Genomic DNA, 22,549 nt, shown 5'->3' with positions numbered 1-22,549 from the left:
TTACTTCCCCTTGTTTTCCAGCAATCTAAGTGAATTAGTCACCACGATAACGGATGATGCGGACATTCCTACGACAGCGATATAAGGCGCTACGAAGCCCGCAACTGCCAGAGGAAGGATCACAAGGTTATAACCCAGTGCCCAACTAAGATTCTGCCGGATAATACTTCGTGTTCTGATGGCCAGCTTTCTGGCGGACAGTAACCGGGAAAGATCATCCCCCAATAGCACCATGTCTGCAGATGCCTTGGCGATGTCTGTTCCTCCCCCCATTGCTACTGAAAGGTGCGCACCAGCCAATACAGGTGCATCATTCACCCCATCTCCAACCATCAGCGTAACTTCTGAGCCGGGTAAAGATTTCAAGTATTCAAGCTTTCCCTGAGGTGTTACACCAGCAACGACTTCATCAATACTCAGCTGTTTTGCAACAGCTTCTGCCTGGGTTTTGTTATCTCCGGTAAGCATAGTAACGGCAATTCCGGATTTTTTGATTTTGTCGATAAGTTCCCGGCTGCTTTCCCTTATAGGATCACTAAGTTGGAAGGCAGCAATGGGTTTCCCATTACACGAAAGCCAAACTTGGAAGTTTTGAAGTGAGCTGTCGTCTGCTTTTGGCTGGTATCGGTCGTTGAGGGCAAACTCCGGTTTTCCTATTTTCCACTGCTTACCATCAATACTGCCTTCCAGACCTTCACCGATAAAGTTAGAAACGTTTGTTGCTTGAACATCGGCTTGCTTGGATGAAGTGAATGCTCGGGCAATAGGGTGATTGGCAAAAGATTCCAATGAAGCAGCAATTGCCATGCACTGAGGTTCCTTGTAAGCAGCGTCAAGAACCTTCACTGCACTGATACGAATGTTTCCTTCTGTCAGCGTCCCCGTTTTGTCCAGGACAACCCGGTTGACCCGGGTAAGGGACTCCAGAACGTGTCCCCGACGCAACAGAATCCCAAGGCGTCCCATACGGGAAGTTGAGCAGGTGAGGGCAGTTGGTGTTGCCAGGGAAAGTGCACATGGGCAAGTGGCGACCAGAACCGAGAGCATAATCCAGAATGCATCGTCCGGTTTATGGAAGTGCCAGAACAGCCAGGTACAGGCTGAAATTATCAGTATTCCAGCAACAAAGTACCGAGCGACGACATCAGCCAGCTCAGCAACTTTGGGCTTTGATAGCTGGGCTTCGTCCTGCAGACGGACAATATTGCTAATTAGGGAATCGGCAGGAAGCGCTGTAACTTTCGCTGCAATATTGCCTTCTACATTGATCGTTCCCGCAAAAACAGCCTCGCCAATATTACGGAGTACCGGCTCTGATTCCCCAGTAAGCATAGATTCATCAACAGTAGTTGCTCCCTGGGTGATGACAGCGTCTGCCGGCAAATGCTCCCCTGGGAGCACCTGAACTAAATCACCAACCTTTAGGCTTCTGGCTGGTACCTGTTCACCAGATTCCAGTGTTGCCATCTTCGGGACAAGTTTGAGAAGGTTTGCACTTGCTGCCGCAGCCGTTCTACGGGCACGCATTTCGAGGAAACGGCCAAGAAGTAGAAAGAAGGTGAACATAGAAATGGATTCAAAGAACACCTCTCCTTTTTCCATGACTGTTGCGTAAAGGCTCGCCACATACGCAAAAAGTAAAGCAAGTGAAACAGGGACGTCCATCCCCAGCGTTTTTGTTTTTATGTTCCGCCAGGCGCTCAGATAAAAAGGCAGGGCAGAGTACAGAAGCACTGGCGTCGCAAAAATCAGGCTGACCCACCGGAAATAGTTCCGGAAAGTTTCATCCATGTCGCCGAACACTTCAAAATAGAGAGCAACAGCCAGCATCATGACTTGCATCGTCGCTATACCGGCAATACCAAGCCGGTACAGGTACTTTTTCATCATCTGATGGTACTGCTGCTCCTGCTTGTCCGCTTCAAAGGGGGCTGCTTTGTATCCAAGCCGATGAATACTGGCAAGCAGGTCACTGAGTTTTGCTGATTCGGGATCCCATTGAAGCAGAGCCCGGTGGGTCGTGGTGTTCACTCGTATAGACTGTACACCCTCTTTTTTTCCAACCTGTTTTTCTATCAGCCAGGCACAGGCCGCACATGTCACGCCTTCAAGTGACAGTGTCACCTCTTTTAGCTGTTGGTCGCTGCGGACAAATTCCTGCTGTATGTCTTCGTTATCGTATAGGCTGAGGGATTGGAGTTGTTCAGGGACAAGATCTGCTTTTTCTGCCGTCTCTGTTCGGAACTGGTAATAGGAGGTTAACCCGTTTTGGACGATTGTTGTGGCAACCGCTTCGCAACCTGGGCAACACATTTCCCGGGGTTCACCAAGGATTTCAACCTGGTATTGGGAGCCGGTTAAAACCGGCTCGCCACAATGGTAACAATCTTTCGTCATTCCTTGCTCTGACCGTACAACTTGATCGCGTCACTGGTCGGCAAATTGCCTCGACCGTTCAGAATCCATTCGCCTTTGAATGGAGCAATTTCAATATACCACGGGCCTATTATCGGTTCTTCGAGCAAGATTCGATATTGCCCGCTGACATCGGGATTCACCATTTTCTGAATGTCGCGGTCAGGTAAAGTACGGTGCTGAAACAGTACAGATAAGGTAGGGAAGGCTTTGAGAGCGCCCTTATCCAATACAACAGTGATTTCATCATCGGTCACGAAAGCAGAGGCTTTCACTCCCATAGCATCTGCCGTGCGCAGTTTAGAAAGGTCCAGATTTATGCCTTTTCCTTTTTTGTAGTAATCCTCAGCAACGAGAGACACTTTGTTGTTACTGAACACAACGAAAGTCGAGATGCTGGCAACAACGACGGAGAGTGGGAGGATGATCAGAAACCAAGGCCAGAATTGCTTATACCAAGGCTTATTCATAGGACTTCCTGAGCTAATTTAAAGGCTAAATAGCCCCCGCAGAACGCGGGGGCAAGGTTTTGTAGCTGTAATATGATTATTTGCTATTACTAAGGCTCCAGACATAAGCAGACAGAAGCTGCACTTTGTCTTCACCCAAAACATCTTTCCAAGCTGGCATAACGCCCATACGACCATGTGTGATGGTTGCTTCTACCGCGCGGCGTGAACCGCCGTACAGCCAAACATTATCAGTCAGGTCAGGTGCGCCAAACGCAGGGTTACCCTTGCCATCAGTACCGTGACACGCAGCACAAACAACAAAGCGGGTTTTACCTTTCGCTGCTTCCTGCTGGTCGACTTTACGTCCTGACAGACTCAACACATACGACGTGACTTCAGTTACGCCATCTTTGCCAAGCGAATCAATCCAAGCAGGCATGTTACCCTGGCGACCTTGCATGATGGTTGTTTTGATAGCCTCCGGTTGGCCACCATATAACCATGCAGTGTCAGAAAGGTTAGGGAACCCGAGCAGACCGCGGGCGTCTGAACCATGGCACTGAGCACAGTTTTGCAGGAACAGGCGCTGTCCAACTTTCAGAGCATCGCTATTTTCTGCAATTTCAGTAATAGGCAGCAATGCCTTTCCATCTGCAGTGTAAGCCAAGCTCTTGAACGTCTTGCCAAATACTTCATCAGCAAGCTTCAGTTCCATTGCGTATTGGTTCAGAGTTTCACTCTGTTGCGCGCTATCAATAGATTGCTGTGATGCTGCCACATTGGTAACACGCTGGTCAGAGGAAGACCAACCAAGGAAACCGCTCCAGTTTCCTAAACCTGGAAAGAGGAACAGATATGCCAGGCCAAAAACCAACGTCGCCCAAAACATATAGCTCCACCACTTTGGAAGTGGGTTGTTCAGCTCACGAATACCATCGTATTCATGGCCCATATCAACGCCTTCTTCCACACCCATTTTGTCACGGGTACACCAGATGAGCAGTACCGCGCAACCGAACAAACTGCCAAGGGTGATAACAGTAATCCAAATACTCCAGAATGTAGTCATTACTTCCTGTCTCCTGTCTCTTTAAGGGCAGCTGCATCTCTGTCTTCATCTGCGAAGACCAGATTTGCTGCCTCATCAAACGCAGTTTTACGGCGTTTGCTGTATGCCCAGATCACGATGCCGATGAAGCTGATAAACAGCACAACGGTCCAAATGCTGTGAATGATGCCGAAATCCATGGCACCTCCTTATTTCATCGCGTGACCCAGAGACTGGAGGTAAGCAATAAGTGCATCCATCTCTGTTTTACCTTTGACGTCTTCTTTAGCGCTGGCGATTTGTTCGTCAGTGTATGGCACCCCAAACATATCGCGGAAGACAGACAGTTTTTTCGCCGTGAGTTCGCCGTCGAGAACATTTTCCTCAAGCCATGGGAAACCAGGCATGTTTGACTCAGGGACCACAGCGCGCGGATTGATCAGGTGCACACGGTGCCAGTCGTCAGAGTAACGACCGCCGACACGGGCCAGATCAGGACCAGTACGCTTGGAACCCCAAAGGAATGGGTGCTCCCACACGCTTTCACCAGCAACAGAGTAATGACCGTAGCGCTCCGTTTCAGAACGGAAAGGACGGATCATTTGGCTGTGACAAGTATTACACCCTTCACGAATGTAAACATCACGACCTTCCATTTGCAGGGCAGTGTATGGACGGAGATTATCAACCGGCTCAGTGGTTTGCTTTTGGAAAATCAACGGAGTGATCTCGACCAGGGCACCAAGGCTGATAGCGAAAATAATCAGGATAGCGAGAAGACCTACGTTCCTCTCGACAATTTCATGCTTGTTTGCATTGTTAGAGCTCATTTCCGCCTCCTTACACCGGTTGTTCTGTAGCTTTCAGGCTGGCTTTCGGCGCAGTAATGGTCTTGTAGGCGTTGTACGCCATCAGGAACATACCGGCCAGGAAGATAAAGCCACCAACAAAGCGAACAAAATAGAACGGATAAGATGCCTGGATTGACTCAACAAAGCTGTAAGTCAGGGTGCCGTCTGTGTTGACTGCACGCCACATCAAACCTTGCATTACACCGGAAATCCACATCGCAACGATGTACAGAACTGTACCGATTGTTGCAAGCCAGAAGTGGGTATTGACCAAGCTAACGGAGTACATACGTTCTTGACCAAACAGCTTAGGTACCAGGTGATAAAGTGCACCGATAGATACCATGGCTACCCAGCCGAGGGCACCGGAGTGAACATGTCCAATTGTCCAGTCCGTGTAGTGCGACAGAGCGTTCACCGTCTTAATTGACATCATCGGACCTTCAAAGGTCGACATGCCGTAGAACGAAAGTGAAACAATCAGGAAACGCAGTACAGGGTCATAGCGGAGTTTATGCCACGCGCCAGACAGAGTCATGATACCGTTGATCATGCCACCCCATGACGGAGCAAAGAGAACCAAAGACATCACCATACCCAGAGACTGAGTCCAGTCAGGCAGGGCAGTGTAGTGCAGGTGGTGAGGCCCGGCCCAGATGTACAGGGAAATCAGTGCCCAGAAGTGAACGATAGACAGACGATAGGAGTATACCGGGCGACCCGCTTGCTTAGGTACAAAGTAATACATCATACCCAAGAAACCGGCAGTCAGGAGGAACCCTACCGCATTGTGTCCATACCACCACTGAATCATCGCATCAACGGCACCGGCGTAAATAGAGTATGACTTTAAGCCAGCAACAGGGATAGCCATGCTGTTGACAATATGAAGAACAGCGACGGTGAGAATAAATGCCCCGAAAAACCAATTCGCCACATAAATGTGGGATGTTTTACGGATAATCATGGTGCCAAAGAAAACGATGGCATAGGCAACCCAGACAACAGCGATAGCAATATCGATTGGCCACTCGAGTTCTGCATATTCCTTACCACTTGTATAACCAAGGGGAAGGGTAATCGCTGCTGCGACGATTATGGCGTTCCAACCCCAGAAGGTGAAACCAGCCAGCCAACCGCCGAACAGTCGGGTTTGACAGGTACGTTGAACAACATAATAAGATGTTGCGAACAGCGCACTTGTGCCAAAGGCAAAAATCACTGCATTAGTGTGCAGTGGGCGTAAACGGCTATACGTTAAATACGGCAGATCAAAGTTCAGTTGAGGCCAAACCAACTGAGCGGCGATCAGCACGCCTACCGCCATGCCAACAATTCCCCAAATGATAGTCATTACGGTGAACTGTCGGACGACACGGTAGTTATAGTCTTGTTCAAGCTGCTTTACTTGGCTCATATTGCATGCTTCCAATTAAGTTCTACTAACTACACTCATCTTCCGTGCGTAACAATCGGCTAAATTGCTACAATGCCACTCGAACAGCGAAGCAATGCAAGGGTTTGTTTAATAAAAAAACAGTACATACGCATTCCATTGCTATTTCTTTGTAAAAATGGCATTTTCGACATCAGATATTACTTCAGACTGGTTTCAAAAAACAGTTGAAAGCCACACATTGTTTACGGAAAAGCAACATTTATTCGAAAACTTTGAACTCTGTAACACGAGGAATTGTACGCACATGGCAGCCGAGAAACTTACTCGCGCAAGACTTGCTCAAATTATGTTCATGATGGCTGTTTTGCTTATCGCATTTACGTGGCGAACCTTTACACACGAAGACATAAAATCCACACAGGAATGCAACGTATCTAACGGAAAAACATGCAATTTTTTATTTGGAAATAAAGAAGTGAGTTTAATATCAAAAAGTAAGAACACTTTTTTAATGCTTGTGAAAGATGCACCAAAAGATATGGTTGTTTATATATCTTCTTACAATAAAAAAAAGGAAGTTATTCCCAATAAGAATGGGGAATATTTAATCAGCTTTGAGGATAAGAACGAAGAAAAAATACTTGAGCTGTTAAGTAAGGATTATGGGCAAACTAAAAATATAATCGTTAATTGATTTGTTTCTCATTTTCAAAAAGTAGTTGAACAAATTACTGGGTTATTATCCCGTGGTAACATATGTTGTTGAAGTGAGTTTTGTTTTCGGTGAAATAATGAAAATTCTTAGTGCCTCATCAACAACTATCGATTCTGCGACGGCCGCTGAAGAGGTTATACAGGCCCTAACAGAGGATCGCTTTTCACCCAAATTGTTGCTGGTTTACCACACTGTATCCCATTCTGCTGCATCAATATACAAACAGCTAAAGACCAGTTTCCCAGATGCGGGGATCCTGGCTTCTTCGATTTGTCACGGCGCGATAACTGATACTCAGTGCATTGAGGGTAATTGCCTCTCTGTATTAGCAATTGATGATGATAAAGGAAGTTATGGGGCTGCGGTTGAAAACATTCTTGAATCCCAAACTGATGTAGAAAAAGCTACCTGTAGAGCACTTGATACTGCAATATCAAGAAGTAAGCGGTTGGGTGAATTGCCTAAGCTAGTCGCAATACATGCAACACCAGGTAATGAAGAACGTATTTTATCTGCAGTAGAAAAGTATTTTGGTGTACCGATTCCCATTATAGGCGGCAGTGCAGCATCTGATTCCGTTGACGGAAACTGGAGCATATTTGACAATGAAATCATTACACAAAATGGAATTGGTGTTGCGGTTTTATATCCAAATTGTCAAATAAGCTATTCATTTCATTGCGGCTATGCTGCCACAGGGAAATTTGCTACAGCAACAAAGGTAAATGATCGAATACTGTTGGAGTTAGATGGGAATCCAGCGGAAGATAAATATCGTAGCTGGTTTGAAGAGTTGAATTCACCCCTATCTGATGATTTACCGTTATTTGAACAAACCACATTCTTTCCGTTGGGTCGGATTGCAGGCAAAATTCACAATTTACCTTATTATAAATTATCTCACCCCTCAGCTTTCACTGAGGATGGCGGAATCGAGTTGTTTACATCGGTAAAAGAAGGTGAAGTCCTTTACCTGATGCGCGGCACTGAAGAGCAGTTGGTCGCACGTGCCGGGCGTGTCGTCAACACTGCACGGGACTATGAAAGCAGTGAACCCAAAATTATTGGTGGATTAGCAATATATTGTGCCGGATGCATGTTACAGGTGAAAAACAGATTGAGTGATGTCGCCAGTAACATGAGGGGAGCTATGCAAGGTATGCCATTTGTCTGTGCTTTTACATTCGGAGAGCAGGGGCAGTTCGCCGGTGGTGAGACCGGACATGGTAACTTGATGATTTCGGCAGTTCTATTTCATAAGGATTAAAAATGGCTGATATTCACTCTGAACGGTTGCAGGAGATGCTAGTCGACCTGAACCGGGCAGAAGAGAGAGAGCGCCGTTTCAAAGAAGAAAACAATGCTATTCTCTCTGCCATTTCTGCAATGTCAGGCGCACGCTCCAAAATTGAAGTGTTTAACATACTTCTCCGTGTTATTGCCCGTTACATCAAGTTTGAAAATGCACTTGTATTAACGAGAGGAAACGACAACGAAAACTACGACTGCCTTGTAGCAACGTCAACACCCTGCGAGCAGTTTCCGTGGGGAATAGGGGATGCCTTCACCCGGTGTGTGGCAGGTGAGACAATCATTGTTTTCGATGCATCCAAAATCAAGGAATTCTCTTTCTTTAATTCCCGGCAACTCGCACTGTGCCAATCAGCCATGCTGACCGGTGTTACGGTCAATGCCAACGAATCTTTGCTTATCCTCTTGTCGTCCAGTAAAGGGACATTTAACGATAACAGTCGCCATGTTTTGGAAAGGTTTCGTCCATTAATCGAGCGTACAATCATTGACATCGATTACCGTGAGCGTCTTCATACATTGGTGTCGGTTCGTACTCAAGAGCTATATGACAGCCGGCAACGGTTCCGGGACTTTGCCAGTACCGCTGGGGATTGGTTTTGGGAAACAGATCCAGACTTTAACTTATCCTATATCTCAACGCCGGTCGCAGGTTTAAGCGGAACAGACAAAAACCTTTTACGCATGCTTACGTCCAATCCAGCTGCCTGGGAAAAGCTCATGATCTCAAAGTCCCGTGAAAGTGGATTTTCTGATCTTGAATGGAAGCTGAATTACCTTAACGAAGAAGTTTGGTACAGCATCAACGGCCGGCCTTACTATGGCCGGGATGGTTTGTTGCTTGGTTACCGAGGAACGGGTAAAGACGTTACAGCACGCAAGAAACACTTGGATGAACTCCAGACGGCCAGAAACCAAGCTGAAGCAGCTAACGCAGCAAAATCACAATTTTTGGCCATGATCAGCCATGAAATTCGAACTCCCTTAAACTCGGTAATGGGGCTGATTGATACCTTGAATACTTCGACACTTGATAATGACCAGTCGGAGTGGGTGAGGCAAATGGATCAATCTGCACAACTGCTTCTGACCATCATAAATGATGTACTCGATCTGTCGAAGATTGAGTCAGATGAGTTCAAACTCGATCCCGAGTCTGTCAATCCCTGTGACAGTGTCACAACTGTAGTCAACCAATTACTGGAAACAGCACGCCAAAAGGGTATTTCACTCAGGTCGCATATAGACAAAGATGCACCAGAACTTATTTATCAGGACGGTAACCGGTTTACACAAATACTGTTCAACCTGGTGGGTAATGCTGTCAAATTTACCGAGCAGGGTGAGGTCATTGTTACGCTGTCACGGACAGGGCCTAACCTACAACTTGTCGTTGAAGATACTGGGATAGGTATCTGTGAAGAGAGTAAAAATCTAATCTTTAAGCCATTTACCCAAGCGGATGGGTCAATTACCCGGCGCTATGGTGGAACCGGTCTTGGACTATCAATATGTAAAAAGCTCGTCACCATGATGCACGGCAAAATTACCTTTGACAGCCAATTAGGCCAGGGCAGTAAATTTACAGTTATCATCCCGATTACCAACAGTCTGGTGCCCACAAAAACAGGGGCACGCAGCTTACAAAGTAATAACCCTAAACGACCACTCAACATACTTGTTGCGGAAGACAGCAAAGCTAACCAGATGGTGGTAAAACTGCTGTTGGAAAAACAGGGGCACGAGGTTGAAATAGCCGGTAACGGTAAAGAAGCCATTGAGTGTGTCAATAAGGGAGCTCATTACGACCTTATTCTTATGGACATGTCGATGCCCGTTTTGGATGGCCTCAAGGCAACCCGGTTATTGCGGGAGCAGGGCTGCACGTTGCCGATAGTTGCGCTCACTGCCAACGCTATGGTGGAAGATCGGGAGCGTTGTATAAAATCTGGCATGGATGATTTCATCACCAAACCGGTACGTGCAGTCGTACTTGCTGAGTTACTGGAAAAGTATTACTGACGAAATAGTCGCCCCAACCGGTATATTGGTCGGCAATCGCCGGCCAACCGTAATGCATGCCAGAGCATCGCCTGGTTTGAAGTAACTACCGGTATACCAAGGTCCTGTTCCAATTCCTCAATAAGGCCCATGACCCTGAGATTAGTGCATGAGATAAAGAGAGCATCTGCACCTATGCAGATGTTTTTTGAGGCACTCATTATTGATTCCCTGGGTATGGGTGGAATCTCTGGGTCTTCTTCCACCTGAAACGCCCCAAACGAAACCACATCGAGCCCTTCATTCGTTATTCCCTGGTAAAGCGGAAAGTTAACTTTACTGGTGTATGGTGTCAGCATGGCGACCCGTTTTGCGCCAAGCGCCTTCAATGCTTCCATGGACGAGCGCCAGGGATTGGTGGATGGCTTGGAAGGGCGTTGGTGTGTCAGCGCCACATGAACTTTCGGGTCACCAATCAACAAGCTTGCTGAAGTACAACCAAAGGCCAGTACATCCAACTCCCAACCCGGCACGAGCAGTTCTGCTGCCGAACCAATGCCATCCTGCATCGCAAGCAGGTGTTCAATGGTTACATGCCCAGTTGTATAAAACCGGGAAGTGTATAGTTCAATATCATCTGGCAAGTGAGTACGCCATTCATTTTCTAGCGTGTAGTCGGTTGCCAGTTGGACAAGACCGATACGTCTGTTAGTTGTGGAGCTGGATGCTTCAAACGAAAAATGCTGTTCTTTTTGGAGGAAACGTTGGAAGGTGCTCATGGTAATGACTCCCAAAAGGACTCGGAGAACCAGAATACCCGGTATTCAGTGAATACCGGTAACCATTGACGGTAACGACTGCTGGTTAAACGGAGAGTTGATCTGCAGTGAAATTGGCAATCGCCGTATCCTGCACACCGGTTCCCGTCAGATCACAAACTGTAATGTCATTGGGGCTGCATCTTACAGCGAGATCCATCGCGATCACCTTACCCAATTCAACAACCGGTCGATCAAATCCGGGAGGTGCACTTCTTAGCTCACCAAGTGCTTGTGATTGCGTTAGCTTATCAACGATTATTGAATCGGCATTTTGGAGGATCTGTGGCTCAAGTTCTTGCTTGTGAGGACTGTCCGAGCCCATTGCGGTTACATGTACACCAGCTGGAAGGTCTCCCCAACTGAGGACTGGTGATGTTGCCGGTGTAGTTGTGACTATGATATCCGCGAGTGCACAGGCTGACTTCACAGAGCTGTGTGCTTGTGCTTCGAGCCCGTATTTTGAATGCATCAAATTGGCATACGCCTCGGCTTTGTCAGCATCACGCGCCCATACATCTACAGCAGAAATTCCTCGCACCAGTCTCAACGCTGCGACCTGCAACTCCGCCTGGAGTCCGGCTCCAATGACGGTCACTCTGGCGCTTTCTTTACGTGAAAGATGTTTGGCCGCGATAGCGCCAGCGAGAGCAGTGCGTATATCAGTGAGGTAACCTTCATCAAAAAGTACGGAATCAACAAGACCGGTTTTAGCAGAAAACAGGACCATTAAACCATTAAGACTGGGTAGGCCAAGCTTAGGGTTATCAAAAAAACCCGGACTGATTTTAATTGCAAAGCGATTTTGACCGTGGATATGGGCTGTTTTCACATCCACCTCGCCGTTATTTTCTTCAATGGCCATGCTGAGAATGGGGGGCATAGTGACTTCATCCCGCCCTAATGAAGCAAACCCGGCTTCTACCGCGGCCAAGGCATCATCATCAAGCTTGGTGACACGAGTGATTTCATCCTTGTTGTAGATTTTCATTACGCGTCTCCTTGCGCTTGAATAAAGGTTGCAGCTTCTTTGCGGGCTTTATCAACGGTCGACATCGCCACATTTTTCCCGCTGATAACGAACACCACTTTCTTACCGGATACATCTATCCTGTGTTGCTCAATCGCTGCGGGTCCAACAACGGCAGCGCCTTCGAGCACCATTTTTTCGTTCTCGATAAAGCCAGCCATTTCCGTGGCGATATGCTTTTCATCCACCAGAAAACCTTTGTCCATAAGGCGGCCAATCATTTCGAAGGTGTATGCGTTATCAAGGCCAATGCCTCCACCCAAACTGTCGGCGTACGACTCGGCTTCCGGAACCTGGACAGGTTTTCCTGCATCCAGACTCGCCATCATGGCTGCGCCATTTTCCATGGTGACTCCGTATATCAGGATGTCCGGGTTTACAGCTTTCATTGCGACACCAATTCCGGCCAGCAACCCGCCACCTGACAGTCCGCCAAATATAATGTCTGCATCAGGCAGATCGTGAAGGATCTCCAGGCCAATCGTTCCCTGTCCGGCGATGATATCCGGGTGGTCAAAAGGGGGCAGGTAAGATAAGCCTTCTTCCTCAACCAGCCGTAACGCTTCAATTTCTGCTTCATCCTGAGAAATGCCTATAATCCGGACATCTGCCCCCAGCTCTCTAATAGCTGCCACCTTATTTTCAGGCACCAGTTCAGACATACAGACGGTGGTTCTAATTCCCAGCCGATTTCCGGCATAAGCCACACCACGGCCATGGTTTCCGGTAGAACAAGTAACAACCCCGTTTGCTTTCTGTGACTCAGAAAGCTTACTCATGGCATAAGTTGCACCACGGATTTTAAATGCACCAATGGGTTGAAGTGTTTCAAGTTTCAACCAGGCTTCGCATCCGAAACGGTTAGAGAGCCAGGATGAATAAACGAGGGGGGTACGGGTTACCAAACCATCAATAGCCTTGCGCGCCTTTTGGACATCAAGCGCGGTGACTGTTCCATTTCCATTCACCATCTTCAAATATCCTTAAAAACCGACGGTAAGTGTGCTTACCGACGGTAACGGTAACGGTTAAACGGTTCTTAAGGTTTCCAGTCTCCTGATGAAACCAGTTTGTCCATGACTTTGTTGACTGCACGCTCCGCCTTAGCAACAACAGTATTGACTTCGGCTTTTGTTATAACGAGCGGCGGGGCAAAGCCCAGAATATCGCCGTGAGGCATCGCCCGGGCAATCAGCCCTTCCTCAAGGCAAGCTGCTGCAATCTGAGGCCCGACTTTCAGGTTAGGGTCAAAATGCGAACGCGTTTGTGGGGAAGGAGAAAACTCGAGTGCGTGCAGTAACCCAATACCACGACTGTCTCCAACCATTGGGTGGTTACTAAACACCTGATGCATACGTTGTTGGAGGTACGCACCGGTGTCCTTTGCGTTACCCACCAGATTTTCCCCATCGATAATATCCAGATTACAGAGTGCTGCAGCTGCACCCATAGGGTGGCCGGAATACGTGTACCCGTGTCCTATTGCTCCCCACTGGTCTGTACCGTCTTCCAGTACTTTCCAGACCCGCTCGCCAACAATTACTCCTGACAAAGGCTGGTAAGCCGAGGTCAGCCCTTTCGCAACAGTAATAAGGTCCGGCTTCATGTCGTAATAAATGGAACCAAATTCAGCGCCCAGGCGTCCGAATCCGCAAACCACTTCATCAGCAATCAACAGGATGTCGTATTTATCGAGTACCTTACGAATCTCTTGCCAGTAACCCTCTGGCGGGGGAACGATGCCACCGGTACCCAGCACGGGCTCACCAATCATCGCAGCGACGGTATCCGGCCCTTCAGCCAGAATCATTTCTTCCAGCTTTTGAGCACAGTGGATTGAAAACTCTTGCTCACTCATCTGGTCGTCTTCACGGCGGTAATAGTAAGGTGCGATGGTGTGCTTAATACGTTCCAGCGGCAGATCAAAATGCGCATGGAACAATGGCAAACCCGTCATTGAACCTGATGCAATGCTGGAGCCATGGTATCCACGGTCACGGGAGATAATCTTTTTTTTCTGCGGTAAATCGCGGACATTGTTGTAATACCAGACCAATTTAAGCTGAGTCTCGTTGGCATCACTGCCGGACATACCGTAATAGACCTTGCTCATACCGTCAGGTGCTTTGTTGATTATCCTCTGTGACAACGTCACTAACGCTTCATTGGTATGACCTACATAGGTATGGTAGTAGGCCAGTTGTTTGGCTTGCTCATGAATGGCTTCGGCCATTTCTGTCCGGCCATAACCGATATTCACACAATACAACCCGGCAAAACCGTCGATCAGCTCTGTGCCTTCTGAGTCTGTGATTCGGATGCCGCTGCCGCTCGAAATAATTCGGCCCGGCAGATCGCCATCCGCATATTGCTTCAGGTGAGTCGAGGCGTGAAATACCGTCTTGCGATCCATTTCCAGAAGTGTTTTTGTTTTTTCCATTTCGTCTCTCCTTAACTACTCTCATTTTTCACGCCTTAGCTGCCACTTGCTGTCGGCAATCCACCCAGGCAGCAGTACTTAATTTCACTGTATTCATCAAAGCCGTGCCGGCTTCCTTCTCGTCCAAGGCCGGATTGCTTCATTCCGCCGAAAGGAATAGGGTGCCCGGTCATTTTTACTGAATTAATACTGACCATCCCGAATTCCAACCCTCTCATGCACTTCCAAATCGCACGGATATCGTGGCCATATACATAGGCTGCAAGGCCGTATTCAGTGTCATTGGCCATTTCGATCACATCGTCCACGCTGTCGTACGCTAACACGCCGGCTACCGGGCAGAAGTTTTCTTCCCGGTATACCGCCATGTCTGGAGTTACATCAGCCAGCAATGTCGGCACAAAATAGTTAGGTCCGGGAGCGGTCGACTGATCTCCTCCAATTTTTCGTGCCCCTTTTGAAAGGGCGTCATCGACCAGTTCAGCGGCTTTGGCGACTGCTCGTGCAGATATCAGAGGCCCGATTTCAGTTTCAGGATCAAAACCGTCACCGACCTTCAGCGCATTCATCTGCCTGGAGAAGGAATCCAGAAAACCACTGTATTGCTTACGTGGCACGAATATCCGGTTTGCCGCGAGGCAATCCTGTCCGGATGTCTGGAATTTGGCATCAATCGCAGCTTTCGCAGCCTGTTCGACATCCATGCCTTCAAGCACGATAAAGGGTGCATTTCCCCCCAGTTCCATACTGCATTTCTTTACTGTATCTGCCGCCTGTCGCAACAACAGCTTTCCTACACGGGTTGAACCGGTGAACGAGAGGGCTTTAATTTTGTCATTCCCGCACAGCACCTCGGAAACCATTGCCGCATCCCCGTTTACGACGTTAAAGACACCGGGAGGAAAGCCTGCGCGATCAGCCAACTCCGCAAGAGCCAACGCTGAAAATGGTGTTTCGCTGGCCGGTTTAATAATGACAGGACACCCAATTGCCAAGGCCGCTGCTGCTTTTCGTGTGATCATGGCATTGGGGAAATTCCAGGGCGTAATCAATGCAGCAACGCCAATTGGCTCCCGCACAGTCTGTAGTTGGGCATTGGGAATATGGCTGGGAATGGTTTCACCGTAGCTGCGCCTTGCTTCTTCCGCGAACCAGCGTATAAATGACGCGCCGTAATCCACTTCACCCCGTGCATCAGACAGCGTTTTTCCCTGTTCAATGACCATTATTCGGGCCAAATCTTCACGGTTCTGCAGAATCAGGTCATGCCATTGCATCAGGTATTCAGACCGGCTGTCAGCTGTCAGTCGACGCCAGTAAGAAAATGCTTCATGTGCTACATCAACAGCATGGATAACTTGCTCTCGACAGAGACTGGACACATGCCCAATCATTTCATTGTTTGACGGGTTCTCTACGTTGAAATACGTCTTATCATGTGTCCATTTGCCGCCGATGTAGGCAAGGTTTCTGTATAACCTTGCATCTTCAAGGCAGGGCATCATCGCATGCGTCCCTTTAGCATCTTCATGGTGCAGCGTGAGTGCGGTCATTGTCTTCTCCCATTCCATTGCCATATCTGTAATGTAGTTTTTTAGGAGAAAACTTGTTTTCTGAAAGCAAACCTAAAACTTATGATTTTTTTTCTTGCAAAGAGGTTTCTTCATCATTTTTTCGGCGACTTTTTATCTGATGTCTAGCGGACGAAATCCGGTGATATTTCAAGTACTCTGCTATTACTTTTCACGGTTTTGGTGACGATATAGGTAAAATACCGTTCAATACCCAATTCTGCCGTTAGCCAGGAATCAACCAGACGCTGGTATTGATCAATGTCCTCCGCGAGGACTTTGAGGATGTAATCCACGCCGCCGCCAGTGGCAAAGCAATCTGTAACTTCCGGGCAGGTCTGAATCAGGTCTTCGAACTTTCTAAACGCATCTGCACTGTGGTGTTTCAGGGAAATTTCAACCAATACCGCAGTCCGTTTGAAAAGGATGTCGGCATTTACCCTGGCACCATAACCTTCAATAATACCGGCATCCTCCAGGCGTTTTACCCGCTCCCAGCAAGGGCTGACAGAAAGGTTAATTTCCTCAGCCAACTGAGACTTTGTTATACGGCCATTTTCGTGGAGTATCTTCAGAATTTTCAGATCGTAACGGTCAAGACGCATTTAGCCGGCTCCCAATATTTCCCGTAACACTTCAAGCCTAGTAAAAAATGGTAGGCCGGTGTCCTAAAAGGAACCGGCCAAGGTTTAAGGCGGTTATTGATTAAACTCAGCTTCGAGCGCTTCCAGAACCTGTTTCCCGCTGTCTCCAGCAAGGTCTACGTACTTTTCACGAAGTGACATGGACGCTTCCTTAAATACCGATCTTTCCTCTTCAGTCAGCTGGACCATCTTCATTTCTGGTTTGGCCTTCTTGATTTTTTCAAGACGTGCAGCGTTGAATTCATCTTGCTTGGCAAAGATGTAATCATTCATCTCAGAAACCACATCACTGACCAGCTTTTGACGCTCTTCCGGTAACGAACGGTACCATTCGTTATTGGTGATCACAGTGGTAGTGAATTGCTGTTGGCCGGCCCAAATCATGTAATCTGTCACTTCATAAAACTTCATCTCTTCGATGGCGAAGATAGGGTTTACCTGTCCGTCGACCATTTTCAGCTGCAAAGCACCGTAAACTTCTGAATAAGGAAGTGGCGTAGGATCCGCACCAAATGATTTATATGCTTCAACCAGCATTGGCGAGGCCATGACACGCATCTTAAAGTTGTCAAAATCTTCAGGGTTACGGATCTCGCGGTTGGTTGTCCAGACCATTTCCCCTTCAGGGTACATCGTCAGAAGTTTAAGGTTCTTCGGCTCAAGTTTGCCGCCAAGTGTTTTATAAATTGTCTCACTTGAGCCAAGCACTCTTTTATTGACCTCATTGTCCTGAGATAACAAATAAGGAATGGAGAACACCTGCATTTCCGGCACGAATGATCCGAAGATTCCCGGGGAGGCGTGAGTGAATTGCAAAATACCGTTGGCTGTCAGCTCCGTGAGGTCTTCCGATTGCCCCAATGTGCCATAGGGATAAACCTCTACGGTAACGTCTCCACCGGATTTGCTTTCAACAAGCTTTTTAAACTGCTGAGCATAGGCATCCTGTACCGAACCCTGAATCTCCTCCAGCGCAAATTTCCATGTCTCAGCCAGAGCACCGCCAGAAAACAGCCCAGCAGTTAAAACAGCAGCAGACGATAATTTCTTCAGATGTTTTTTTGTCCATTTCATTGAAGTCACCTGTTAAATTCCAGGATGAATGACAGGGCGGCAGCAACATCTGACTATCGCTGCCATCCCACGGTGAGCTGGCCTTAATCCATAGACCAGCGAAGAGCGGCTATTGGTGGCAATGAGGCCCACAGTCCTCGGCAACAACCGCGATGGTATCTCCCATATTTACTGATGCGGGGTAACGCCTGGCTGCCAGCACGCCATCCCGTTGAGCGTAATAGTGAAAAGGTTCCTGTCCGGTGCGCTCCGTTGAGTAAATACTGGCAATACATTGACCCGCCTGAACGCATTGGCCGAGGGAGCAGTGATACTCAATGATTCCCTTGTGCTCACTTTGCAAATAACACTGGGCGTCAGGCATATCCAACAAACGGGGTGGGGTATCCGGCACTTCATATTCCCCCGGTAATATATCTGCGTAGCGCAGGAAATTTCGTATTCCGGTATCTGCATAGGCAATAGACTCTGGGGTACTTGAACCTCCGCCTCTCAGTTCCGTAGTGACAAACACTTTGCCTTGCTTCTCAACTGCCGTGTCATAAAGGCTTGTTGCGTCCATTTCGAGCAAAATCATGCTGTACGGTGCACCGAATAACCGGGCACCCTCAATGCATTTTGCTTCCTGCTCCGGATTGGGAAGACGATGGGCTGCCGCAAAGGGCAGAATATCGAGTGTTTTGCCTCCAGAGTGGATATCCAAAGCGAAATCGCAAAGCGGAACCAGGTAACGGGTAAAATAGTCCGCAATTTTTTCCGTCACGGTACCAACCGGATCTCCTGGAAACGCTCTGTTTAAGTTCCCTTTGTCGATGGGTGAGGTCCGGGAGGCGTTCTCGACAGCCGGATGGTTCATCATCGGTACAACGATTACCCGTCCGTGAATATCCTCATGTTTAAGTGAATGCGTGAGCTTCAAAAGTGACGTGATACCCTCATATTCATCACCATGGTTCCCTCCGGTGAGCAGCGCAGTCGGGCCGCTTCCATTTTTGAATGTGGAAACCGGGATCATGATGCAGCCCCATGCGGAACCGTCATGGGAATAGGGCAGTTTCAAAAAACCGTGCTGGGTACCATCCTGGTCAAAATCAACCGTTGCTGAAATGGCTGAAGGTTGTTTTGCTTCCTGCATTGTTACGTCCTTTACTGCATCAGTGCTTAATAAATAAGTGCCGCGGGAAATCGCATAGTGTCCGGGCGCCACTTGAGGTAATGACGATACTTTCCGTCGTTTCCATGCCCCAATGGTCAAGCCACAGGCCAGGCATAAAATGGAATGTCATGCCTTCCTCTAAGAGGGTGTTGTCAGTTTCACGAAGGCTCATGGTTCTTTCCCCCCAGTCCGGTGGGTAACTCAGGCCGATAGGGTAGCCACATCTTGCGCCGTTTCGGTCAATACCATGTTTTTCCATAACACTGTTCAGAGCCCGGGCAATATCACCACATGTGTTACCGGGCTTAGCCGCTATGAGGCCCGCTTCCAGCCCTTCGGTCAGTGCTTCATCAGCCCGAATAAATTTGTCGTCCGGGTGGCCAAGGAAAATAGTGCGGGACAACGGACAGTGGTATCGCCGGTGCACTCCGGCTATCTCGAAAAACGTTCCTTCTCCTTTCTGAAATGGGCGATCATCCCAGGTCAGGTGCGGGGCGGCAGCATCGGAGCCGGATGGCAGCAGGGGAACAATGGCGGCGTAATCACCGTAATGGCCTTCATGTCCCATCACTGCATGCCGGTTGATTTCAGCGACGAGAAGATGCTTGGGAAGCCCGGGTTCTATCATGTCAAACGCGACGCGGTGCATGTTCTCAACGATGCGCGCCGCCACGTACATATAGGAAAGTTCCTGTTCGGATTTAACTGCCCGACACCAGTTTACAAGGCCAGTTGCATCGAGAATGGAAGCGTTCGGAAGATTTTCTGATAAGGCTTCATGTGCAGCAGCACTGTAATAGTAGTTATCCTTCTCGACACCAATGCGCCCGCGATCCCAGAGGCGCTCGGTCAGAACATAGTTCGCGAGGTATTCCATTGGATGAAACGGGGGGTTCATTACATAGTGATCGGGGTAGTAGGTAACGTTCTCTCCTGCCATATACACAGTTCTGAATGCACCATTAGCATCCTGGCTGCGCCCAAACCAAACCGGTTCGCCAGTCATACTTACCACTACGCATTGAGGAACGTAGAAAGACCAGCCATCGTATCCCGTTAACCAAGACATATTGGAAGGGTCAGTAATAATCAGCAAGTCCAGATCTTTCTCTTCCATGGAAGTTCGGACTTTAGCCAACCGATGCTGGTATTCCTCCAGCGAAAAATGCATGGCAACGCCTCTCATAATACTGCTCCTCTAAAACTCAGCTGCAGCCAACCGGGCTAACAGGGACGTTGTGGTACCGAATCACCGTTTTGTTACGCACTTTTAGTGAGTATAGTCAGCACATTCATGACAATTGTTGAAGATGTGACACAAAAACATCTGATTGTCCTAACTTGTTTCCGCCATAGGATTACACTAATGTTGGTTAAATGTTCAACAGATTTATTGTGCTATGACAATTTTGTTAAATCCGATCATAAAAAAAGGGGTACCAAAGTACCTTTCGATTTCTGAAGAAATCATAAAAGCCGTGCGTAACGGTAGCCTGCTTCCCGGCACCAGGCTTCCTACACACCGGGAATTAGCAGAACAGCTTGGCGTAAGCGTCCAGACGGTCAGTAACGCTTATGCTCATGCCGAAAAGATAGGCGTTGTTGAGGCGTGGATAGGCAGCGGAACATTTGTCTGCAAAGATGCAGTCGATGACACGAAAGAGACGGAGTTTATGCTGGCTCAAGAGGTAAAAACATCACAGGATGAGATAGATATGTCTATCGCGCATCCCGTTTTTACAGAGCAACATACCCAGCTGTTCAATGAAGCGCTCATTCAAATCGCAGGACAAAAAAACAATGAGCCCCTTATCGGAGCGGCCAAACCCGTTGCCGGCCAGCGCCATCACATTGAAGCGGGTCAGCATTACCTGTCGTCACAATCTCTGATGGTGGAGCACGAGCGACTGTTACTGACTAACGGAGCCAGTCACGGCCTGGCACTTGCTCTGAGTTCAGCGGTTAACCAGGGGGACACCATGGCTTGTGGTCGTCTTGTGGACCATGGACTGATCTCCCGTTCAAGGATCTTTGGCTTTAAACTCCATCCCTTGGAATCTGATGAAAAGGGCATCTTGCCAGAATCATTCGAACAGGCGTGTCAGACCAAAAAAATTGCAGCGTTGAACTGCACCCCCAGTATGGCAAACCCGACAAGTGCGCATATGGATCTGGCGAGGAGGGAAGCGATTGCAGAAGTAGCCCTTCGTTACAACGTCACAGTTATAGAAGATGATGTTTACGGTGCGCTTGAGCCAGACAGAGTACCTCCACTTTCCAGTCTTATCCCGGAACTGGCCTTTTATGTCACCAGCCTGACAAAGACCGTTGCTCCTGGACTTCGCACCGGGTATTTGGTGGTGCCGAGGCATATGATGCAGCATGCGATTGGGCGTCTTGCTGCAACCAGTTGGACCGCTACGCCACTTCCGTTTGAAATTGCTTCCCTGTGGATTGCTAACGGCACCATAAACAAACTTATTCAATTTCAGCAGCAGGAATTTAGCGTCCGCCAGGCCATGGCAAGGGACATTCTTTCCGATTTCAGTTTTACGTCACATCCTAACGGCCAGCACATCTGGTTAAATCTTCCAGAAGGTTGGCATTCTGAAGAATTGTTAGGCGCAGCCAGTCGCTCTGGTGTCAAAATTACCAGTTACCGGCCATTCGTTATTGATAACAGTGACCAACCTAAGTGTGTACGCCTTAGTTTGGGTGCCGAGTCTAATCGTGAGTATATCCGACAAGGACTCGGGGTTGTGGCGGATATCATTCACAGTTCTCCGCCACCCAGCCATTTCCTTCTGTAAAGAGAGAACAATATGAATGATAAAACCCTTTCAGTGGACGTTGTTTTTGATCTTGGAAACGTGGTGGTGAACTGGGATCCCGAGGGAATTGCCGAATCTGTAGCCGATAGTGAAGAGGAAAAATCACAATTGCTTTCGGCATTTATAGGCACAGGTTATTGGCTTGAACTGGATAAAGGGATGACGACAGAGCAGGAAATTCTGCCGAGAATCGTTGCCGAAACAGGTATACCGGCTGAGAAGGTTTTAGCCTGTTTTGAGATGGCCAAAACGTCACTGAGTAACATTCCACAGACACTGGCCCTCATCAGTGAACTGGAAGCTAACGGTGTACGCATGCACTGCTTATCCAACATGTCGGTGGAAACATACGACTATCTGAAGGAACGTGCTTTTTTTAAAAATTTCGACTGCACCATCATTTCTGGCCAAGTCAAAATGGTTAAACCTGAATCAAAGATATTTGATCTCTTGATTGAAAATACAGGTAAGTTGCCTGCTCAACTGTTATTTATTGATGATATGGAGCCGAATATTTCCGCCGCCACTGCGAAAGGTATCCAAACTGTCCACTTCAAACGAACTGCAGCCTGTTACCAAAAAATTCGCAGGCTGACTGGATTGGCATAGTCATCGCGCCAGCCTTCCTCATAAAAAACCAGTCACTTATTACTTGGGGACTGGTTTTTTCTTTTTCTGCAAGACAATAACAATTCAGAAAATCTCATCATCCATGACAATTGACATGATTCAAATGGATGCGATAACGTTTTGTTAACATAGATGGATATATCCAGCTCCCAAACACTTTGAG

The 22,549-nt window shown here is 48.0% G+C and carries 20 protein-coding genes; 5 read left to right on the top strand and 15 right to left on the bottom strand.

Features of this window, described 5'->3' with window-relative positions:
* From NF212_RS08825 to ccoN, 6 genes are all read right to left on the bottom strand, one after another.
* A complete protein-coding gene (locus NF212_RS08825; RefSeq protein ID WP_434360763.1) occupies window positions 1–2,397 on the bottom strand; it encodes a heavy metal translocating P-type ATPase in 2,397 nt (798 codons plus the stop codon).
* The gene (locus tag NF212_RS08820) at window positions 2,394–2,885 is read right to left on the bottom strand and encodes a FixH family protein (protein ID WP_434360761.1); all 492 of its coding nucleotides are present in this window, start codon (window positions 2,883–2,885) and stop codon (window positions 2,394–2,396) included. The genes NF212_RS08825 and NF212_RS08820 overlap by 4 nt, the downstream gene beginning before the upstream one ends.
* A 76-nt stretch (window positions 2,886–2,961) precedes the next feature.
* Window positions 2,962–3,936 carry a cytochrome-c oxidase, cbb3-type subunit III gene (gene ccoP, locus NF212_RS08815; protein ID WP_434360759.1) on the bottom strand — a complete coding sequence of 325 codons (975 nt, stop codon included), beginning with the start codon at window positions 3,934–3,936 and terminating at the stop codon, window positions 2,962–2,964.
* The gene (locus NF212_RS08810) at window positions 3,936–4,115 is read right to left on the bottom strand and encodes a cbb3-type cytochrome oxidase subunit 3 (protein ID WP_434360757.1); all 180 of its coding nucleotides are present in this window, start codon (window positions 4,113–4,115) and stop codon (window positions 3,936–3,938) included. Before NF212_RS08810 ends, ccoP begins: the two co-directional genes overlap by 1 nt.
* A 9-nt stretch (window positions 4,116–4,124) precedes the next feature.
* The gene (ccoO, locus tag NF212_RS08805) at window positions 4,125–4,745 is read right to left on the bottom strand and encodes a cytochrome-c oxidase, cbb3-type subunit II (protein ID WP_434360755.1); all 621 of its coding nucleotides are present in this window, start codon (window positions 4,743–4,745) and stop codon (window positions 4,125–4,127) included.
* A gap of 10 nt (window positions 4,746–4,755) precedes the next feature.
* A complete protein-coding gene (ccoN, locus tag NF212_RS08800; protein WP_434360753.1) occupies window positions 4,756–6,183 on the bottom strand; it encodes a cytochrome-c oxidase, cbb3-type subunit I in 1,428 nt (475 codons plus the stop codon).
* 286 nt (window positions 6,184–6,469) lie between these two features.
* Between ccoN and NF212_RS08795 the strand changes: the two genes are divergently transcribed.
* From NF212_RS08795 to NF212_RS08785, 3 genes are all read left to right on the top strand, one after another.
* Window positions 6,470–6,859: a hypothetical protein gene (locus NF212_RS08795; protein WP_434360751.1), complete on the top strand. Its 390-nt coding sequence runs from the start codon at window positions 6,470–6,472 to the stop codon at window positions 6,857–6,859.
* 97 nt (window positions 6,860–6,956) lie between these two features.
* Window positions 6,957–8,147, top strand: a complete 1,191-nt coding sequence (locus tag NF212_RS08790; RefSeq protein ID WP_434360749.1) for an FIST signal transduction protein — start codon at window positions 6,957–6,959, stop codon at window positions 8,145–8,147.
* Window positions 8,148–8,149: 2 nt separating this feature from the next.
* Window positions 8,150–10,213, top strand: a complete 2,064-nt coding sequence (locus NF212_RS08785; RefSeq protein ID WP_434360747.1) for an ATP-binding protein — start codon at window positions 8,150–8,152, stop codon at window positions 10,211–10,213.
* On the opposite strand, the gene NF212_RS08780 is transcribed toward NF212_RS08785, so the two are convergent.
* The 9 genes from NF212_RS08780 to doeA form a co-directional block, all read right to left on the bottom strand.
* Window positions 10,207–10,971, bottom strand: a complete 765-nt coding sequence (locus NF212_RS08780) for a maleate cis-trans isomerase family protein (RefSeq protein WP_434360745.1) — start codon at window positions 10,969–10,971, stop codon at window positions 10,207–10,209. The two genes, NF212_RS08785 and NF212_RS08780, sit on opposite strands and share 7 nt — an antisense overlap.
* Before the next feature lie 85 nt (window positions 10,972–11,056).
* Entirely contained in the window at window positions 11,057–12,001 is a 945-nt protein-coding gene (locus NF212_RS08775; protein ID WP_434360743.1) for a cyclodeaminase, read from the bottom strand.
* Window positions 12,001–13,011 carry a hydroxyectoine utilization dehydratase EutB gene (gene eutB, locus NF212_RS08770; protein ID WP_434360741.1) on the bottom strand — a complete coding sequence of 337 codons (1,011 nt, stop codon included), beginning with the start codon at window positions 13,009–13,011 and terminating at the stop codon, window positions 12,001–12,003. The genes NF212_RS08775 and eutB overlap by 1 nt, the downstream gene beginning before the upstream one ends.
* Before the next feature lie 68 nt (window positions 13,012–13,079).
* On the bottom strand, window positions 13,080–14,480 hold the full coding sequence (locus NF212_RS08765) for an aspartate aminotransferase family protein (protein WP_434360739.1): 1,401 nt from the start codon (window positions 14,478–14,480) through the stop codon (window positions 13,080–13,082).
* A 35-nt stretch (window positions 14,481–14,515) separates the two neighbouring features.
* Entirely contained in the window at window positions 14,516–16,033 is a 1,518-nt protein-coding gene (locus NF212_RS08760) for an NAD-dependent succinate-semialdehyde dehydrogenase (protein WP_434360737.1), read from the bottom strand.
* Between the two features lie 143 nt (window positions 16,034–16,176).
* Window positions 16,177–16,656, bottom strand: a complete 480-nt coding sequence (locus tag NF212_RS08755; RefSeq protein ID WP_434360735.1) for an Lrp/AsnC family transcriptional regulator — start codon at window positions 16,654–16,656, stop codon at window positions 16,177–16,179.
* A 93-nt stretch (window positions 16,657–16,749) separates the two neighbouring features.
* Window positions 16,750–17,769, bottom strand: coding sequence for a TRAP transporter substrate-binding protein (locus tag NF212_RS08750; RefSeq protein WP_434360733.1), 1,020 nt, complete (start codon window positions 17,767–17,769; stop codon window positions 16,750–16,752).
* 109 nt (window positions 17,770–17,878) lie between these two features.
* The gene (gene doeB / locus NF212_RS08745) at window positions 17,879–18,904 is read right to left on the bottom strand and encodes a N(2)-acetyl-L-2,4-diaminobutanoate deacetylase DoeB (RefSeq protein ID WP_434360731.1); all 1,026 of its coding nucleotides are present in this window, start codon (window positions 18,902–18,904) and stop codon (window positions 17,879–17,881) included.
* A 19-nt stretch (window positions 18,905–18,923) separates the two neighbouring features.
* Window positions 18,924–20,111: an ectoine hydrolase DoeA gene (gene doeA, locus NF212_RS08740; RefSeq protein ID WP_434360729.1), complete on the bottom strand. Its 1,188-nt coding sequence runs from the start codon at window positions 20,109–20,111 to the stop codon at window positions 18,924–18,926.
* Between the two features lie 214 nt (window positions 20,112–20,325).
* Here doeA and NF212_RS08735 point away from each other — a divergent pair, with 214 nt between their 5' ends.
* Both NF212_RS08735 and NF212_RS08730 read left to right on the top strand, forming a co-directional pair.
* The gene (locus NF212_RS08735) at window positions 20,326–21,735 is read left to right on the top strand and encodes a PLP-dependent aminotransferase family protein (protein WP_434360727.1); all 1,410 of its coding nucleotides are present in this window, start codon (window positions 20,326–20,328) and stop codon (window positions 21,733–21,735) included.
* Window positions 21,736–21,747: 12 nt separating this feature from the next.
* Entirely contained in the window at window positions 21,748–22,365 is a 618-nt protein-coding gene (locus NF212_RS08730) for an HAD family hydrolase (RefSeq protein ID WP_434360725.1), read from the top strand.
* The last annotated feature ends 184 nt before the right edge of the window (window positions 22,366–22,549 follow it).

It is taken from the genome of Parasalinivibrio latis (assembly GCF_036825535.1).
Lineage (GTDB): Bacteria > Pseudomonadota > Gammaproteobacteria > Enterobacterales > Vibrionaceae > Parasalinivibrio > Parasalinivibrio latis.
Note: the sequence above shows the minus strand (reverse complement) of the source record. Positions and strands in the feature narration are given on the sequence as shown.

Excerpts from the sequence above, each read along its gene's own strand:
- NF212_RS08755 (WP_434360735.1), bottom strand. The coding sequence starts at position 16,656 with ATGCGTCTTGACCGTTACGATCTGAAAATTCTGAAGATACTCCACGAA.
- eutB (WP_434360741.1), bottom strand. The coding sequence starts at position 13,011 with ATGGTGAATGGAAATGGAACAGTCACCGCGCTTGATGTCCAAAAGGCG.
- NF212_RS08750 (WP_434360733.1), bottom strand. The coding sequence starts at position 17,769 with ATGAAATGGACAAAAAAACATCTGAAGAAATTATCGTCTGCTGCTGTT.
- NF212_RS08760 (WP_434360737.1), bottom strand. The coding sequence starts at position 16,033 with ATGACCGCACTCACGCTGCACCATGAAGATGCTAAAGGGACGCATGCG.
- NF212_RS08810 (WP_434360757.1), bottom strand. The coding sequence starts at position 4,115 with ATGGATTTCGGCATCATTCACAGCATTTGGACCGTTGTGCTGTTTATC.
- doeA (WP_434360729.1), bottom strand. The coding sequence starts at position 20,111 with ATGAGAGGCGTTGCCATGCATTTTTCGCTGGAGGAATACCAGCATCGG.
- NF212_RS08775 (WP_434360743.1), bottom strand. The coding sequence starts at position 12,001 with ATGAAAATCTACAACAAGGATGAAATCACTCGTGTCACCAAGCTTGAT.
- NF212_RS08780 (WP_434360745.1), bottom strand. The coding sequence starts at position 10,971 with ATGAGCACCTTCCAACGTTTCCTCCAAAAAGAACAGCATTTTTCGTTT.
- NF212_RS08785 (WP_434360747.1), top strand. The coding sequence starts at position 8,150 with ATGGCTGATATTCACTCTGAACGGTTGCAGGAGATGCTAGTCGACCTG.
- NF212_RS08790 (WP_434360749.1), top strand. The coding sequence starts at position 6,957 with ATGAAAATTCTTAGTGCCTCATCAACAACTATCGATTCTGCGACGGCC.
- ccoP (WP_434360759.1), bottom strand. The coding sequence starts at position 3,936 with ATGACTACATTCTGGAGTATTTGGATTACTGTTATCACCCTTGGCAGT.
- ccoO (WP_434360755.1), bottom strand. The coding sequence starts at position 4,745 with ATGAGCTCTAACAATGCAAACAAGCATGAAATTGTCGAGAGGAACGTA.
- NF212_RS08820 (WP_434360761.1), bottom strand. The coding sequence starts at position 2,885 with ATGAATAAGCCTTGGTATAAGCAATTCTGGCCTTGGTTTCTGATCATC.
- NF212_RS08735 (WP_434360727.1), top strand. The coding sequence starts at position 20,326 with ATGACAATTTTGTTAAATCCGATCATAAAAAAAGGGGTACCAAAGTAC.
- ccoN (WP_434360753.1), bottom strand. The coding sequence starts at position 6,183 with ATGAGCCAAGTAAAGCAGCTTGAACAAGACTATAACTACCGTGTCGTC.
- NF212_RS08765 (WP_434360739.1), bottom strand. The coding sequence starts at position 14,480 with ATGGAAAAAACAAAAACACTTCTGGAAATGGATCGCAAGACGGTATTT.
- doeB (WP_434360731.1), bottom strand. The coding sequence starts at position 18,904 with ATGCAGGAAGCAAAACAACCTTCAGCCATTTCAGCAACGGTTGATTTT.
- NF212_RS08825 (WP_434360763.1), bottom strand. The coding sequence starts at position 2,397 with ATGACGAAAGATTGTTACCATTGTGGCGAGCCGGTTTTAACCGGCTCC.
- NF212_RS08730 (WP_434360725.1), top strand. The coding sequence starts at position 21,748 with ATGAATGATAAAACCCTTTCAGTGGACGTTGTTTTTGATCTTGGAAAC.
- NF212_RS08795 (WP_434360751.1), top strand. The coding sequence starts at position 6,470 with ATGGCAGCCGAGAAACTTACTCGCGCAAGACTTGCTCAAATTATGTTC.